The sequence below is a fragment of the Budvicia aquatica DSM 5075 = ATCC 35567 genome, assembly GCF_000427805.1.
In the GTDB taxonomy this organism is placed as follows: domain Bacteria; phylum Pseudomonadota; class Gammaproteobacteria; order Enterobacterales; family Enterobacteriaceae; genus Budvicia; species Budvicia aquatica.
Window position 1 is genome coordinate 76526 of record NZ_KE386583.1, and the last position, 14538, is coordinate 91063.

The 14538-nt window shown below is 47.6% G+C and carries 14 protein-coding genes; 9 read left to right on the forward strand and 5 right to left on the reverse strand.

The window, feature by feature from the left end:
- The first annotated feature begins 1 nt into the window (after window position 1).
- The 3 genes from YWE_RS0121320 to rpiB (YWE_RS0121330) all read left to right on the forward strand — a co-directional run bounded on the left by YWE_RS0121320 (window position 2) and on the right by rpiB (YWE_RS0121330) (window position 2850).
- Complete coding sequence (locus YWE_RS0121320; RefSeq protein ID WP_029096283.1) at window positions 2-1306, forward strand: four-carbon acid sugar kinase family protein; 1305 nt, start codon at window positions 2-4, stop codon at window positions 1304-1306.
- Window positions 1303-2316, forward strand: coding sequence for a 4-hydroxythreonine-4-phosphate dehydrogenase PdxA (gene pdxA, locus YWE_RS0121325; RefSeq protein WP_029096284.1), 1014 nt, complete (start codon window positions 1303-1305; stop codon window positions 2314-2316). Before YWE_RS0121320 ends, pdxA begins: the two co-directional genes overlap by 4 nt.
- A gap of 63 nt (window positions 2317-2379) precedes the next feature.
- Entirely contained in the window at window positions 2380-2850 is a 471-nt protein-coding gene (gene rpiB / locus YWE_RS0121330; RefSeq protein WP_029096285.1) for a ribose 5-phosphate isomerase B, read from the forward strand.
- A 75-nt stretch (window positions 2851-2925) separates the two neighbouring features.
- Here the strand turns inward: rpiB (YWE_RS0121330) and dhaL are convergent, their stop codons facing one another.
- From dhaL to YWE_RS0121355, 5 genes are all read right to left on the reverse strand, one after another.
- Window positions 2926-3567 (reverse strand): dihydroxyacetone kinase subunit DhaL, encoded by a 642-nt coding sequence (gene dhaL / locus YWE_RS0121335; RefSeq protein WP_029096286.1) that lies wholly within the window; start codon window positions 3565-3567, stop codon window positions 2926-2928.
- A gap of 5 nt (window positions 3568-3572) precedes the next feature.
- Window positions 3573-4574 (reverse strand): dihydroxyacetone kinase subunit DhaK, encoded by a 1002-nt coding sequence (locus YWE_RS0121340; protein ID WP_029096287.1) that lies wholly within the window; start codon window positions 4572-4574, stop codon window positions 3573-3575.
- A gap of 70 nt (window positions 4575-4644) precedes the next feature.
- Window positions 4645-5415, reverse strand: a complete 771-nt coding sequence (locus tag YWE_RS0121345; protein WP_029096288.1) for an SDR family oxidoreductase — start codon at window positions 5413-5415, stop codon at window positions 4645-4647.
- A 104-nt stretch (window positions 5416-5519) separates the two neighbouring features.
- Window positions 5520-6809, reverse strand: a complete 1290-nt coding sequence (locus YWE_RS0121350) for an MFS transporter (protein WP_029096289.1) — start codon at window positions 6807-6809, stop codon at window positions 5520-5522.
- A 171-nt stretch (window positions 6810-6980) separates the two neighbouring features.
- The gene (locus YWE_RS0121355; RefSeq protein WP_029096290.1) at window positions 6981-8096 is read right to left on the reverse strand and encodes an MDR/zinc-dependent alcohol dehydrogenase-like family protein; all 1116 of its coding nucleotides are present in this window, start codon (window positions 8094-8096) and stop codon (window positions 6981-6983) included.
- A 468-nt stretch (window positions 8097-8564) separates the two neighbouring features.
- Between YWE_RS0121355 and rpiB (YWE_RS0121360) the strand changes: the two genes are divergently transcribed.
- From rpiB (YWE_RS0121360) to YWE_RS0121385, 6 genes are all read left to right on the forward strand, one after another.
- Window positions 8565-9023, forward strand: coding sequence for a ribose 5-phosphate isomerase B (rpiB, locus tag YWE_RS0121360; RefSeq protein WP_029096291.1), 459 nt, complete (start codon window positions 8565-8567; stop codon window positions 9021-9023).
- A 70-nt stretch (window positions 9024-9093) separates the two neighbouring features.
- Window positions 9094-10044, forward strand: coding sequence for a transaldolase (tal, locus tag YWE_RS0121365; protein ID WP_029096292.1), 951 nt, complete (start codon window positions 9094-9096; stop codon window positions 10042-10044).
- Window positions 10045-10197: 153 nt separating this feature from the next.
- Entirely contained in the window at window positions 10198-12192 is a 1995-nt protein-coding gene (tkt, locus tag YWE_RS0121370; RefSeq protein WP_029096293.1) for a transketolase, read from the forward strand.
- 315 nt (window positions 12193-12507) lie between these two features.
- Entirely contained in the window at window positions 12508-12894 is a 387-nt protein-coding gene (gene crcB / locus YWE_RS0121375; protein ID WP_029096294.1) for a fluoride efflux transporter CrcB, read from the forward strand.
- Between the two features lie 433 nt (window positions 12895-13327).
- Window positions 13328-13999 carry a DedA family protein gene (locus YWE_RS0121380; protein WP_029096295.1) on the forward strand — a complete coding sequence of 224 codons (672 nt, stop codon included), beginning with the start codon at window positions 13328-13330 and terminating at the stop codon, window positions 13997-13999.
- 227 nt (window positions 14000-14226) lie between these two features.
- Window positions 14227-14538: an ElaB/YgaM/YqjD family protein gene (locus YWE_RS0121385; RefSeq protein ID WP_029096296.1), complete on the forward strand. Its 312-nt coding sequence runs from the start codon at window positions 14227-14229 to the stop codon at window positions 14536-14538.

Consider the following 14538-nt stretch of genomic DNA (forward strand, 5'->3'; position numbering starts at 1 on the left):
CATGATCAACGTGGGTATCGTTGCAGACGATCTTACCGGAGCTAACACCAACTGTTCACTGTTTGCACCACTTCAGGGAATTTCTGCCATCACCGTATTTGGTGAAGGTATTAAAGATCGCCAAATTATTCAGCAGCATAACGTCGTTGCCATCAGTACCAATAGCCGGGCTTTACCCGTCAAGCAGGCGAAGAAAATTGTGGCTCAGGCCTGTCAGGCTCTGTCCGATAAGCGTCTGTTAAGTAAACGAGTCGATAGTACGCTGCGCGGCAATATTGGCGCTGAAATCGCAGCAACGCTGGCGGTCAGAGAGCATCACGTTGCGGTAGTTGTCGCAGCCTACCCGGTCTCCGGCAGAATTACGCGCAATGGCATTCTGTATATCAACAATGTTCCGGTAGCCGAAACGGCCGCCGGGCTGGATGTAAAAATGCCGGTCACCGATTCAGGGGTGGCAAATATCATCCATCAACAGTTCGATACGCCGATTTTTTCCGTCAATATTGAACAACTGAATAGCCGTGCTGATGGCATTGTTAAGTATCTGACCGATAACTATCGTAACGAAAAAGTAGTGGTATTTGATGCCGTTACCGACGGCCATTTGGAGGAAATCGCTGAGGCAACCTATCGTTTTTTCAAAGACAAAATCATACCGGTCGATCCCGGTCCCTATACCTATCACTTAGCTCAGGCCATTGCCCGGGATCCGCAGGTTAAGCACCAGAAACAAAATTATCTGCTCGCTATCGGCAGCGTGTCATCGACCACGCTCGGGCAAATCGCTGCGTTGAAATCATCGAGGCGCTGCTTCTTGGCCAAAATAGATTGTCGTCAGCTAATGGCCTCAATTAAGGCCCGTAAAGCTGAAGAATTACGGGTTATTGAACAAGTATCAGCCCATCAGGACTATGAGGTTTTTGGTCTGGTAAGCGCCGCCAGCGAACAGGATTTAATCCCGCTTGCCGACATCGCTAAAAACCATCTCTGCACGGTGGATGAGGTTTCGGCCATCATCAATCAGTCAATAGCCAGCATTGTTTGCACTCTGCTAAGCCGTTTTAAACACCAAATTTATGGCCTGTATACCTCCGGCGGAGATATATCCGAGGCAATCTGCCAGCAGGCCAATATTTGTGCATTACAGGTCAACGGAGCCGTATTACCGCAGGTTCTTAGTAGCCAAATCATCGGTGGCCCCTATCACGGCGTTCAGATGGTCTCCAAAGGAGGATTAATCGGAAATCAAGACGTTATAACCCACTGTTTAGACTATATAAAGCGTATCAATGAGGAAATATCATGAGTTTACCAATAGTAGTAATTCCAATGGGCGATCCGGCGAGTATTGCGCCTGAACTGGTGATCAAAACCCTGCTGAGCGATGAAGCTCTTGGCTACGCCAATATGGTCGTCGTCGGTAGCCAAAAAGTTCTGGCACTGACCGCTGATAACCTCGGTTTATCGGTAAAATTTAACCCGATACAGCCAGAGCAAATTCGTGCGGCTACCTTCCCTAAAGGAACGATTAATCTGATTGATATGGATAATATCGATATCGATGCCATGGAGCTGGGTAAACCTCAGGCATCAGCGGGTCGAGCTTGCTATGAATATATCGAGACCGCAACCCACATAGCACTCAACCAGCAGTGTGATGCGGTAACGACTCCGCCGATCAACAAAGAAGCGCTACATATGGCCAACGTTCCCTATATCGGCCACACCGAGATCTTTGGCGGACTTACCGGCGCTCACGATCCGCTGACGATGTTTCACATTCAAAACCTGCGAATTTTCTTTTTATCCCGCCACGTTTCTCTTAAGGATGCCTGTGATTTGGTGAAAACCGATCGGGTACTGGATTACGTCACCCGCTGTGATAAGAGCCTGAAACAGATCGGCATGAACAGCGCCAGCATTGCCGTGGCCGGATTAAATCCTCACAACGGTGATAACGGTATGTTTGGCGATCAGGAGATCAAAGAAATTGAACCTGCGGTTGAACTGGCCCGTAAGCAGGGAATCAAAGCTGATGGTCCAATTCCTGGCGATTCAGTATTTTGGCTGGCTCGTAAAGGCCGTTGGGATGCGGTGCTTTCTCTGTATCACGATCAGGGCCATATCGCAGCCAAAACGCTGGACTTTGAACGTGCGGTTACCATTACTCTGGGTATGCCTATTCTTCGAACATCGGTAGATCATGGCACAGCCTATGACATTGTCGGCACCGGTCAGGCCAATGAAGTCAGCCTGATTGAAGCCGTTCGGGTAGCGTCTATTTACGCCCCTTCGTTTATTCCGATGCCGGTTTAATTATCCATCAGCCGGAAAAATTATCTTCCGGCTGCGTGAGGAAATCCGTTTAGGAGAACCATTATGCACTCTATTGCTATTGGCTGTGATGATGCCGCCATTGAGATGAAAAACCAAATCGTGGCTTTTCTTCAGCAAAAAGGCATCGCGATTGTTGACTATAGCTGCGATCGCCAACCGACACCTGTTATGTATCCGGACATTGCCATTCAGGTTGCTCAGGCGATTAAACAAGGCAAACATCAACGGGGAATTTTAATCTGTGGAACGGGTATTGGTATGAGTATTTCAGCCAATAAAGTCGCGGGGATCCGCGCAGCCCAATGTCATGATACCTTTTCTGCTCAACGTGCCAGAAAAAGTAATGATGCACAGATTATCTGTTTAGGTGCCCGCGTGATTGGCGGGGAATTAGCAAAAACAATCATTGATGCCTGGCTCGATTCTGAGTTCGACGGTGGCGGCTCTGCTGCCAAAGTGGAAAGGATTAGTTACTACGAGCAACAGATGCAGGAAGCTGAAAATCAGCGATAAATGTGATCAATTATCAGTAACAAAAAGCCCGGTTCTGAAAAGGGGAAGAATCTCAGAACCGGGCTGGACTTTAGCTTACACCAACCGTTGTTCTACTGAATCGGCCAGTCGATTCAATATTAAACAGCATGAGGTTGCACCGGCGTCCAAAACACCCCGGGAACGTTCGCCTAAGCGACTTGCCCGGCCAATCTTAGCCACTAAATCGATAGTAGAATCACGACCTGCGGTTGCAGCCCCCTTCATCAGGCTGAGTGATTCAACGAAGGATTTATTCTGTTGTTGAGCCAGTTCATAGGCTTCAACCGCAGGGATAAGCGTATCCATCAGACACTTATCACCCACGCCGGCGGTACTGACATCCTGCAGGCAGGAAAGTCCGCCTCTAAGCATAATGCCAAAGCCTTGGGCATCGATTTTATCGCGGCCGCGCACGCTATCGGCCATACCCATAAAGATGCTGCCGTAAAGCGGGCCCATAGAACCACCGATACCTTCCATTAAAGAATCGGATAACACATCAAGCGCTTCAGCTACCGTCAGAGACTTACCTTTGATGCTATCGGCGCAAATATTGAAGCCCTTAGCCATATTGATACCATGGTCACCGTCACCAATAGCGCCGTCGATCTCACTGAGGTATTCGCGGTTTGCAATAATGGTATTCACCAAATCTTCAACAATCGGGGTTCCGTCTTTTATACACAGTGCTTTCATATCCCTTACTCCACCTGGGTTAAGCCTAATGAATGGGTCGGTACATCAATTAATGTCTTTAATTCATCATCCAGTTTCATCAGCGTCAGCGTGACGCCCATCATATCCAGCGAGGTAAAGTAGTTACCGATATAAGGGCGATAGATTTTGATCCCTCTCTCTTCCAGTAACTTGACCACTTCTGCGTAGTAGATATACAGCTCAACGGTCGGCGTCGCACCCAGCCCGGAGATCAGCACGGCCACATCGTCACCGTTAACGAAGGGGACGTCTTCGACCACTAAATCCACCATGGTTTTAGCGATCTGTTTTGCACTTTGCAGCGGCTCTACGCGAATGCCCGGCTCACCGTGGTGACCAATTCCCACTTCCATCATGCCGTCTTCAATATGGAAATTAGGTTTGCCTACCGCAGGAATAGTACAAGAGGTTAATCCCACCCCGACTGACCGGCAGTTATCAATGGCTTTTTGCGCTGCGGTAATCACACCGTCAAGGTCATAGTCTTTAGCCGCCGCAGCTGCGCCCACTTTCCACATAAAGATTTCACCGGCTACGCCCCGGCGCTTCTCTTTTTCCGTTGGTGGCGCGGAGGCAACATCATCGTTAGCCACAACCGTTCTGACTTTGATACCTGCGGCTTCCGCCTTTTTAGCTGCCATTTTGACATTCATATTGTCGCCGGCGTAGTTGCCATATAAACAGGCAACGCCTGCACCACCGTCAGCAACTTTAAAGGCTTCTAAAAATGCACCGGCGGCCGGAGAAGAAAATATTTCGCCAATCGCTACAGCATCCAGCATATTTTTACCGATATAGCCTAAAAAGGCCGGTTCATGGCCTGAGCCACCGCCGGTAACAATGCCCACTTTTCCCTTGCGGGGAGTATCCGGGCGTTTGAGTACCTTTTCATGATCAGTTTTAGCAAAGAACTCCGGATAAGCAGCCAAATAGCCCTTTATCGCATCTTCAACAACGTGGTCGGGATCGTTAATAATTCGGTTCATAGCAAACTCCTGAAAGATAAAAACAAATTAAATAAAAATCTTTAATCAACAATAGGTTACCTGTCGGTAACTACTGGATGGTATAACCACCGTCAATCACAAGGTTTGCACCGGTAATCATATCCGCAGCATCACTGGCTAAGAACAGCGCGCAGGCGGCAATTTCTGGCGGGTAAGCAAAGCGGCGGGCCGGAATAAGCTGTTTCATATCTTCAGCAACCTGACCTGACCATGCTTTACGCCCCAGCTCTGTCAGCACCACCGTTGGAGAAATCGCGTTAATCTGTACGCCTAACGGGCCCCACTCCAAAGCCAGCACTTTGGTCATACCAATAACGCCGGCTTTACTGGTGCAATAGGCCAGATGGTTAGGTAGTGCAACGACTCCGGCCTGAGAAGCCAGATTGACGATTTTGCCGTGTCCTTGTTTAATAAAATGTTTTCCGGCCTGTTGGCTGGTTAAAAATACGCCTTTCAAATTGACGGCTATGGTCTTATCCCAATCCTGTTCAGTGACCTCTTCAGCCGGATCCAGCGCCACAATTCCCGCACTGTTAACCAGAATATCTAACTGACCGAACGCCTTAATCGCTTTATCAACCCCTTGCTTAACTGACTCGGCATCGCCAACATCACAATAAAAACCAACGGCATTGCGGCTATCCAATTGACCGGCAGCAACCACTACATTGTCGGCCCTGTCGAGCAGAACAACTTTTGCGCCTTTAGCAATAAACAGCTCAGCAATAGCGTGGCCGATACCGGCCGCGCCGCCGGTGATTGCGGCCACTTTACCTTCGAGAGAAAAATCGGTATTAAACCCTTTATATTCTTTAGTCATGGTTTTTAATTCCTTAACGGTCAATCAATAACAAAGCTAATGTTTGATGCTAAACCTAACCAGTGATAGGAAAAGCGCGATAAATACCTAGATAGCGCCGGTGCTTAGCGGCTCTCCTTCATTGCATTTACCGTATCCTGTTGGTCTTGATCAAAAGACTCTTCGGCATGATCGTCCGGCAATGTGACAAACTTCATCAGAATTGCGGCGACAATATATAAACCGGAGAAAATCCAAATAACCCCTTCAATACCCACCGGTGTAATAAACAGGGTGACGATCAGCGGGCCGACAAAGGCACAAAGCCCGGCACCTAAATTCAGCACTGACATCGCAGCGCCTTTATCATTCGGAGCGAGGGTTGGCATAATGGCTGAAAGAGGAACGAATCCGGCAAAACAGGCACCCAAAGCACCGGCAACCAACATGGTGTAGGTATAGCCTTCAACGCCATAGTGGGTCGGGACGTAGTAGATAAGCAGAACAAAGATGGCACTGCCGACGCAGCCAAACCACATAACGGTATTGCTCCAGCCGTATCTGTCGCTGATTACGCCAGACAGCAGGTTAAAAATGATATTGATGGTCCACATAAAGGCATAAATAGACAGCCACTGATCGCGGGTAAAGCCAATAACATCCTGCAAATAGGTAGGAAGAAAAACAATTAAACCAAATGCGAACGATAGGTTGATGGTACGGACAATTCCGCCCAGACCGATTTTGTAGTTTTCGAAGGCAATCGAAACGCCTTTAAACAGGTAGGCGAAGGTTTTAGGCGGCTCATCTGATGCGGTAGCCACTTTAGTATCTTTGCTTAACATCAGGCCGATTACCGCCCCTACCAGCACAAAGATAATCCCGCTCCATAAGGTCATCATCTCGCCAATCAACGGCAGAGCAATACTGGCGTAGTAAACACCGATAACGCTTAGCCCGCCGGTAAACACAAACCAGAAGATGCCTACTGCCGAACCGAGTTTAGCTTTTGGCGCCTCATAGGCAATCCAGACTAAGAACCCGTAGGAGAATAACGGATAACCCAGCCCGCGAAGGGCATAGGTCGGTACCATAATCGCCAGATTATTACTCGGTAATCCAACGGATAGGAACAATACCGATCCGATCAAAAAGATCACTACGCCTGCGGCCATCACCCTTTTAGCGGTAAACATTTCCGCCAGTACGCCAGAAAGCCATGCCGCTATCGCAACCGCAAAACCGTAAACGCTGAACATGATGCCGGACTCTTCGACCGTCAGCCCGCGGCGGATAATAAAGTCAGATAGCCAGCTTTGCTCTAAGCCTTCACCGGCCATAAATATCAATACCCCGACATAGCCTAATAATATTTTCTTAGGTAGTCCGATCCTGTTTACCAAATTATTTAACATGGTTTTATCACCTATAGTTTGATAATAACCCAATGATTAATATTGTTTTTTATCACTTATTATCGGACTTATTAATCGAGGCTATTTATCAGCATCTACCCTGACCGACCTGAATTAAGGCGAGTTTTCCCCGTAAGGAAAACCGCCTTACTCAGCAGGCAGGGACCCTGATTACTTCATATTTGGATCGAGAACGACTTTCAGACAGCCAACGCCTTTTTCAACCAGCTCAAAGCCTTCGGCGAACTTCTCTAGAGGTAGGATATGAGTCACAACGCCTTCTGTCGGCAGGTCTCCGTTACAGATACCTTCAATCACTAACGGATAGCAGTAAGGTCCGAGGTGAGATCCCAAAACATCAAGCTCCTTGCGGTCGCTGATAATGCTCCAGTCCACGGTTACCGGATCTTTAAAGACCGAAAACTCAACAAAGGTCCCTAGCTTACGCAGCAGAGTTAACCCCTGATCCACTGCCTTTTGAGCGCCGGTTGCTTCAATATAAATATCGCAGCCATAGCCGTCGGTCATATCTTTGATAAGCGTAATTACGTCTTCTTTAGCCGGATTCATGACCAGATCGGCACCAAACTTCTTAGCCAGCGCTAAGCGCTCATCGGACAGATCCAGAACAATCAGCTTGGCAGGGCCAGATTTCTTAATTGCACCAATCATGCCCAGGCCTAGAGTACCGGCACCGGCCAGCACGACCACATCGCCCAGTTTGATATTGGCCCGCTGTACCGCATGGAAAGAACAGGCGTAAGGTTCAATTAAAATGGCTTTCTCTAAAGGAAGGTCGTCAGGAACGTGATAGTTGATTGCCTCTTTGGTGAATTTTAAATATTCGGCCATCGCACCATTAACGTTATTCTGGAAGCCATAAAGATCGTGTTTTTCACACATCCAGTACTGACCACGCTTACAGAAACGGCATTCCCAGCAAGGAACAATCTGTTCGGACGTTACGCGATCGCCTAATTTGAAACCTTCTACTTCAGCACCAAGCCCGACAACATGACCGATAAACTCATGACCGGGAATCATCGGCGCTTTAATATAGGAAGGCTGTTTATCATCGCCCCAGAAGCTGGGAGCACCGCCAAAAGCCTTAGTATCACCGGCGCAAATACCGCACCCTTCAACCTTAACCAGAATCTCTTTTGCATCGATAGTAGGAACCGGGACTATCTCAAAACGATAATCGCCCGGTCCATAAGCGACAACCGCGCGCATTTTCTGTGGAATACCTTCTGCCATCTGAGCATCTTTAGAACATTCGTTACACATGCTGAACTCCTTTAACAACCATTTTGTTAGATATTTCAACCCGTCATGAACACGCAATGAACATAAGAACTTTAATTGTACGATTGAACAATATGTGTAAAAAATGTCTTTTGGCTATCAAAAAATACTCGCGTTGTGAGATAGATCATAAATAAAACCCAAATTACACGATCATTTGTTCCAATAAAACACAAAATATCAGATTAAAAATAGACACAAAAAAGATAGGTAAAAAGAAATCAATTAAAAATCGAACATAAGTTTGTTGACTTGACATATGAAAAGATCGAATATAATAAACAAAAGAACAAGCAATGAACTTTTGTAGTGAACGTCATTTTTATCTATCTGCTAACCGAATAATTTTGCTCAATAACTTAACCTTTAGCCCGTTAACTATGATGCACAGCAGCAGTAGAAATGATTAACCGGATTACAGTTAAATTTGTTAAGAGGTGAAATATACATATGTTGTCTATTGCTATCGGCTGTGATGACGCGGCTATTGATATGAAAAACCAACTCATTGCTTTTCTTCAGAATAAGGGCATTACGGTTGTCGATTACAGTTGCGATCAACACCGTGAACCGACGATGTACCCGGATATAGCCGTTCAGGTTGCTCAGGCAATCAAAGACGGGAAACATCAGCGTGGGGTTTTAATCTGCGGAACCGGTATTGGTATGAGTATTTCAGCCAACAAAGTTCCGGGGATCCGTGCCGCACAATGTCACGATACCTTCTCTGCCCAGCGGGCCAGAAAAAGTAACGATGCTCAGATCATCTGCTTAGGTGCACGGGTTATTGGCGGTGAATTAGCAAAAACGCTAATTGATGCTTGGCTTGAATCTGAGTTCGACGGTGGTAATTCAACGGCCAAAGTGGAAAGAATCAGCTATTACGAACAACAAATGCAGCAGGGTTAACCCTGCTGCCTGTACCCCGGTTCTCACACAACCGGGGCATCGGTTTATATATGATTAAAGGAAATCCCTTATGAACCAGCTCGATGAGCTAAAAAAAGTTACTACCGTCGTCGCCGACAGCGGAGATCTTGACTCAATTAGAAATTTCTCTCCTGAAGATGCCACAACCAACCCATCATTAATTCTTAAAGCCGCCGAACTCCCTCAGTACCAATATCTTATCGATGCAGCCATCAATGATGCAAAACAACAGGGTGGCGATAAAGAGACTCAGCTAATTAACGCCTGCGATCGTTTAGCGGTATATATCGGTGCGGAGATCGTTAAAAGCATTCCGGGAAGGATTTCTACCGAAGTGGATGCCCGACTCTCTTTCAATCGAGGCATGTGCGTCGCGAAAGCCCGCAAGCTAGTCTCGCTATATCAAAAAGCGGGCATTGATAAATCACGCATTTTGATCAAGCTGGCCGCAACCTGGGAAGGTATCCGTGCGGCAGAAGAGCTGGAAAACGAAGGCATCAACTGTAATCTGACGCTGCTGTTCTCATTTGCACAAGCCCGAGCCTGTGCAGAGGCTGGCGTATATTTGATCTCGCCGTTTGTCGGCCGGATCTACGATTGGTATCAGGCTAAACAACCGATTACCGACTATCAGGCTGAAACCGATCCCGGAGTCATCTCTGTCAGAGAGATTTACCACTATTATAAGCAACACCGTTATCCGACCGTTATCATGGGTGCCAGTTTCCGGCGCACTGAGCAAGTGCTGGCGCTTGCCGGCTGTGACCGTTTAACCATTTCACCGGCCTTATTGAAACAGCTCCAAGAAAGTCAGGGTCCGGTCGAGCGTAAACTGTTCCCGACTAATGAAGTATTAAACCGGCCGAGCATGATGACTGAAGCAGAATTTCGCTGGCAGCATAATCAAGATCCGATGGCGATTGATAAGCTGGCTGAAGGTATTCGCCTGTTTGCGGTCGATCAGGCTAAGCTAGAAGCAATGCTGGCAGCCAAGCTCTGATAGATTTCCTATAAAAATTTAACTTCTTGGGGTAGATAAACTGTTATAACTATACCTACTAAATACACCCATCGCGTAATGCTGTGGGATAGCAGATAAATTTTGCATACATTTTATTTTACCCCTGAAAATTTCATCTAAATGGAGTTAATAATGCCCTCTCATAAAGAACTCGCCAACGCTATCCGTGCGTTAAGTATGGATGCTGTGCAAAAGGCCAAGTCCGGCCACCCCGGTGCCCCGATGGGCATGGCTGATATTGCNGAAGTCCTGTGGCGGGATTTCCTCAACCACAATCCGACTAATCCGCTTTGGGCNAACCGTGACCGCTTTGTTCTTTCCAATGGTCATGGCTCTATGTTGATTTATAGCCTGCTTCATCTCACCGGCTATGACTTATCTATCGACGATTTAAAACAGTTCCGTCAGTTGCATTCCCGCACGCCGGGCCACCCGGAATACGGCTATGCGCCGGGCGTAGAAACCACCACCGGGCCGCTGGGTCAGGGCATTTGTAATGCGGTAGGGATGGCGATTGCTGAGCGCACGCTGGCCGCCCAGTTNAACCGTCANGGCCACGACGTGGTTGACCANTTCACTTATACCTTTATGGGTGACGGCTGCATGATGGAAGGGGTTTCTCACGAAGCCTGTTCACTGGCCGGTACCCTGAAATTNGGCAAGCTGATTGCGTTTTATGATGACAACGGTATNTCTATCGACGGTCACGTTGAGGGCTGGTTTACNGATGACACCGCCAAACGTTTCGAAGCCTATGGCTGGCACGTTATTCCGGCTATCGACGGNCATGATGCTGATGCTATTCGCGCTGCCGTTGANCAAGCCAAGAAAGAGACCGGCAAGCCTTCACTGTTAATGTGNAAAACCATTATCGGCTTCGGCTCACCGAATAAAGCCGGNAGCCATGAAAGCCACGGCGCGCCGTTAGGTGATGCTGAAATTGCTGCCACCCGCGAAGCGCTGGGCTGGACGCATGCGCCGTTTGTTATTCCGTCAGATATTTATGCTGCATGGGATGCCAAAACCGCCGGNCAGGCGAAAGAGCAGGCGTGGAATGCGCAGTTCGCTGCCTATCAAGCCGCTTATCCTGAATTAGCCGCNGAGCTTAAGCGCCGCGTATCCGGTGAGCTGCCGGCTGACTGGGGCTTTGAGTCACAGAAGTTTATTGAGCAGTTACAGGCNAATCCGGCCAATATTGCCAGCCGTAAAGCGTCGCAAAATGCGCTGGAAGCCTTTGGCAAGTTCCTGCCGGAATTCCTCGGCGGCTCTGCTGACCTGGCACCGAGTAACCTGACNATCTGGTCCGGNTCNAAATCGATAATGGATGACTTAGCCGGTAACTACATTCACTACGGCGTGCGTGAGTTTGGNATGTCTGCCATTATGAACGGNATTGCCCTGCACGGCGGATTCCTGCCGTANGGCGCGACCTTCCTGATGTTTATGGAATATGCCCGTAATGCGGTGCGCATGGCGGCACTGATGAAAATTCGCAACGTGTTTGTGTATACCCATGACTCTATCGGTCTGGGGGAAGATGGCCCGACGCACCAGCCGGTTGAACAAATTGCCAGCCTGCGCCTGACGCCAAATATGAGCACATGGCGCCCGTGTGACCAGGTTGAGTCCGCGGTAGCGTGGAAGCATGCCATTGAACGCAACGACGGCCCTTGCGCCCTGATTTTCTCGCGCCAGAACCTGACCCAACAGCCGCGTACGCCGGAGCAACTGGCCAACGTGGCCCGCGGTGGTTATATCCTGAAAGACTGTGCCGGGGTACCGGAGCTGATTCTGATTGCCACCGGTTCTGAAGTCAGCTTAGCGGTTGATGCCGCAGACAAACTGACGGCAGAAGGGCGTAAAGTGCGTGTGGTATCGATGCCGTCAACCGAGACCTTTGACCGTCAGGACCAAAACTATCGTGAATCAGTATTGCCATCAGGCGTTACGGCACGCGTGGCGATTGAAGCCGGCATTGCGGACTTCTGGTTTAAGTATGTGGGTCTGAACGGCAGCATCATCGGTATGCACAGCTTTGGTGAATCAGCCCCGGCCGAGCAGCTGTTTGAAGAGTTTGGCTTTACGGTTGATAACGTACTGACCCATGCTCGTGCGTTGTTGAAGTAGCTTATTGGCGTTATTGATTAAACCATCTGGCTGAATAGGCCAGATAAACACCAAAGCCCCGGTCTGGACTAACACATCCCGATCGGGGCTTTTTTAGTTATCTAATTTTTAATCGAAAATACTTTATACACATGGAGATATATCGGATTACGTCATTCAGCAGCTAATAGGGTCATATCGTACAAATTGCTTTGCAGATATCCGGTGAAGTGTCACTCTATATGCATAGATTCCTTAGATTACAAACGCCATACAAAACGGGGGGAGCAGCATCTAAAGCCCCTGCGTATAAACTAAAGGATAGCGTGAGAAACAATGAGCTATAGCATAACGTTAATGGTTGTTGCATTCGGCGGTGCACTCGGGGCAGTCAGTCGTTTTCAGATAACTAACTGGTTTTCCGTCTGGTTTGGCACCAATTTCCCTTATGCGACACTGGCGGTTAACGTAGGTGGTTCGCTGGTTATGGGACTACTGATGGCGGCCCTGACGCAGGGTTCGTTAATCTCCCCCCACTGGAGGCCATTGATTGGAGTAGGATTTTTAGGGGCACTCACCACCTTCTCAACCTTTTCATTCGATACGCTGATACTATTCACCCAGGGTGAATGGCTAAAAGCGGGCCTTAATATCATACTGAATGTAGCGTTATGTTTAATCGCCGTAGCCGTTGGCTATTTTTTGCTGATAAAAACGCAATAACTCGATGAGTTATTTGGCCTTTATCAATAATCACTCCATTAGCCAGTGTTACTCTGTCGGCTTCGATTTCTGTAAAGATGTTAAAAGAACGCTCTGATAGGCCTGAAACACGGATTTTTCCCTGTTTCAGCCTTATGAACTTTGGTACAGTGCTCTCTCGGTTTTGCTCTCTGATACACCAATTAAAGCATACAAAACGTGTGGAGAGGGAATGCACCAAACCGATAAGTCGGATAGTTTAAATCTTAAATTATCCTTAGTAGCTGATTCATTTAGCTGTAGATAACTAGCGTTGAAAGAAGTCTGTGGATGTTCGGGTTATTTTAAATGCCAGATACCAAGCCTTACTTTAGCAAGATAGATCTCTAGCAGACAGTTTATCGCCCTACGGGGACCTGTATCGGTTATACCGATCGATGTTTAGGAACAAAAAATGGATGTAATACAAACGCTCTGGCAAGCACTCTGGCATCACGATATAGAAATGTTGACCAATCCATCATTGGTTTGGACACTGTACGGTATTCTTTTTGTTATTTTATTATTAGAAAATGGCGTTCTGCCCGCGGCATTTTTACCCGGTGATAGCCTCCTTTTGCTGGTCGGCGTACTGGTGGCAAAAGATGCCGTCAATTACCCGATAGTCGTTGTTATTCTCACCGCCGGTGCCAGCCTTGGCAGTTGGATAGGATTCCTTCAAGGCAGGTGGGTCGGTAATACTAAACTGGTACAAAACTGGCTCTCCCATATCCCCCCACATTATCATCAGCGGGCACATAACTTATTCCATAAACACGGCCTGGCAGCATTATTTATCGGTCGTTTTCTGGCGTTTGTTCGTACCCTGTTGCCTACGCTGGCGGGCATATCCGGCCTCAATTCACGTCGCTTCCAGTTCTTTAACTGGCTAAGCGGGTTTATGTGGGTCCTTATTCTGACCAGCCTGGGATACGGATTAGGCAAAACCAAGGTTTTTGATCTGTATGAAGACATATTGATGAAATGTCTGGTGTTGTTACCCATTGTTTTACTGGTGCTGGGCCTGGTCGGTTCCATCATCGTTGTTTGGCGTAAAAAGTTTTCAAATAGCTCACACAAAAAATAATTAACGCTACGCATAACCGTTTATCTGTTTATCTTGTTACGGCCTGCTATGTTTAACTGATTAACATAGCGGGCCGTAACTTTATGATTAAAATAAAGATGTCTCCCATCAGTTATCAGCTAAAATCACAAACTGAAACCATTCATCGCACAATTTTTCCTTTTATAACCTGTGATTATGGTCTATGTTTAATAGTACATTTCGCTAACGTTAAGGGGTATACCCATATGGCACAGCAAAAAGAAAGCACTTCAGCACAACTGCGTGACGAGCTGGAAACACTGGCAGACACGCTAGAAGAGATTCTTCATTCATCCGGTGATAAGCCAAAAGCTGAGCTCGATAAGCTACGCTCTAAGGCTGAGAATCTGTTAAAAAACACCCGTACACGCCTCAGCGATACCAGCGAAAAAATCGTCGATCAAACCAAAGAAATTGCCGATCGCGCTGATAATTATGTTCATGAAAAACCGTGGACTGGCGTTGGCATCGGTGCAGCAGTAGGTCTGGTGCTCGGTGTTCTGTTAACCCGTCGTTAA

Bases quoted from the DNA above. Each gene is read 5' to 3' on its own strand.
- pdxA (WP_029096284.1), top strand. From the start codon at position 1,303: ATGAGTTTACCAATAGTAGTAATTCCAATGGGCGATCCGGCGAGTATT.
- dhaL (WP_029096286.1), bottom strand. From the start codon at position 3,567: ATGAAAGCACTGTGTATAAAAGACGGAACCCCGATTGTTGAAGATTTG.
- tal (WP_029096292.1), top strand. From the start codon at position 9,094: ATGAACCAGCTCGATGAGCTAAAAAAAGTTACTACCGTCGTCGCCGAC.
- YWE_RS0121355 (WP_029096290.1), bottom strand. From the start codon at position 8,096: ATGTGTAACGAATGTTCTAAAGATGCTCAGATGGCAGAAGGTATTCCA.
- YWE_RS0121320 (WP_029096283.1), top strand. From the start codon at position 2: ATGATCAACGTGGGTATCGTTGCAGACGATCTTACCGGAGCTAACACC.
- YWE_RS0121350 (WP_029096289.1), bottom strand. From the start codon at position 6,809: ATGTTAAATAATTTGGTAAACAGGATCGGACTACCTAAGAAAATATTA.
- rpiB (WP_029096285.1), top strand. From the start codon at position 2,380: ATGCACTCTATTGCTATTGGCTGTGATGATGCCGCCATTGAGATGAAA.
- rpiB (WP_029096291.1), top strand. From the start codon at position 8,565: ATGTTGTCTATTGCTATCGGCTGTGATGACGCGGCTATTGATATGAAA.
- YWE_RS0121380 (WP_029096295.1), top strand. From the start codon at position 13,328: ATGGATGTAATACAAACGCTCTGGCAAGCACTCTGGCATCACGATATA.
- YWE_RS0121345 (WP_029096288.1), bottom strand. From the start codon at position 5,415: ATGACTAAAGAATATAAAGGGTTTAATACCGATTTTTCTCTCGAAGGT.
- YWE_RS0121340 (WP_029096287.1), bottom strand. From the start codon at position 4,574: ATGAACCGAATTATTAACGATCCCGACCACGTTGTTGAAGATGCGATA.
- crcB (WP_029096294.1), top strand. From the start codon at position 12,508: ATGAGCTATAGCATAACGTTAATGGTTGTTGCATTCGGCGGTGCACTC.
- YWE_RS0121385 (WP_029096296.1), top strand. From the start codon at position 14,227: ATGGCACAGCAAAAAGAAAGCACTTCAGCACAACTGCGTGACGAGCTG.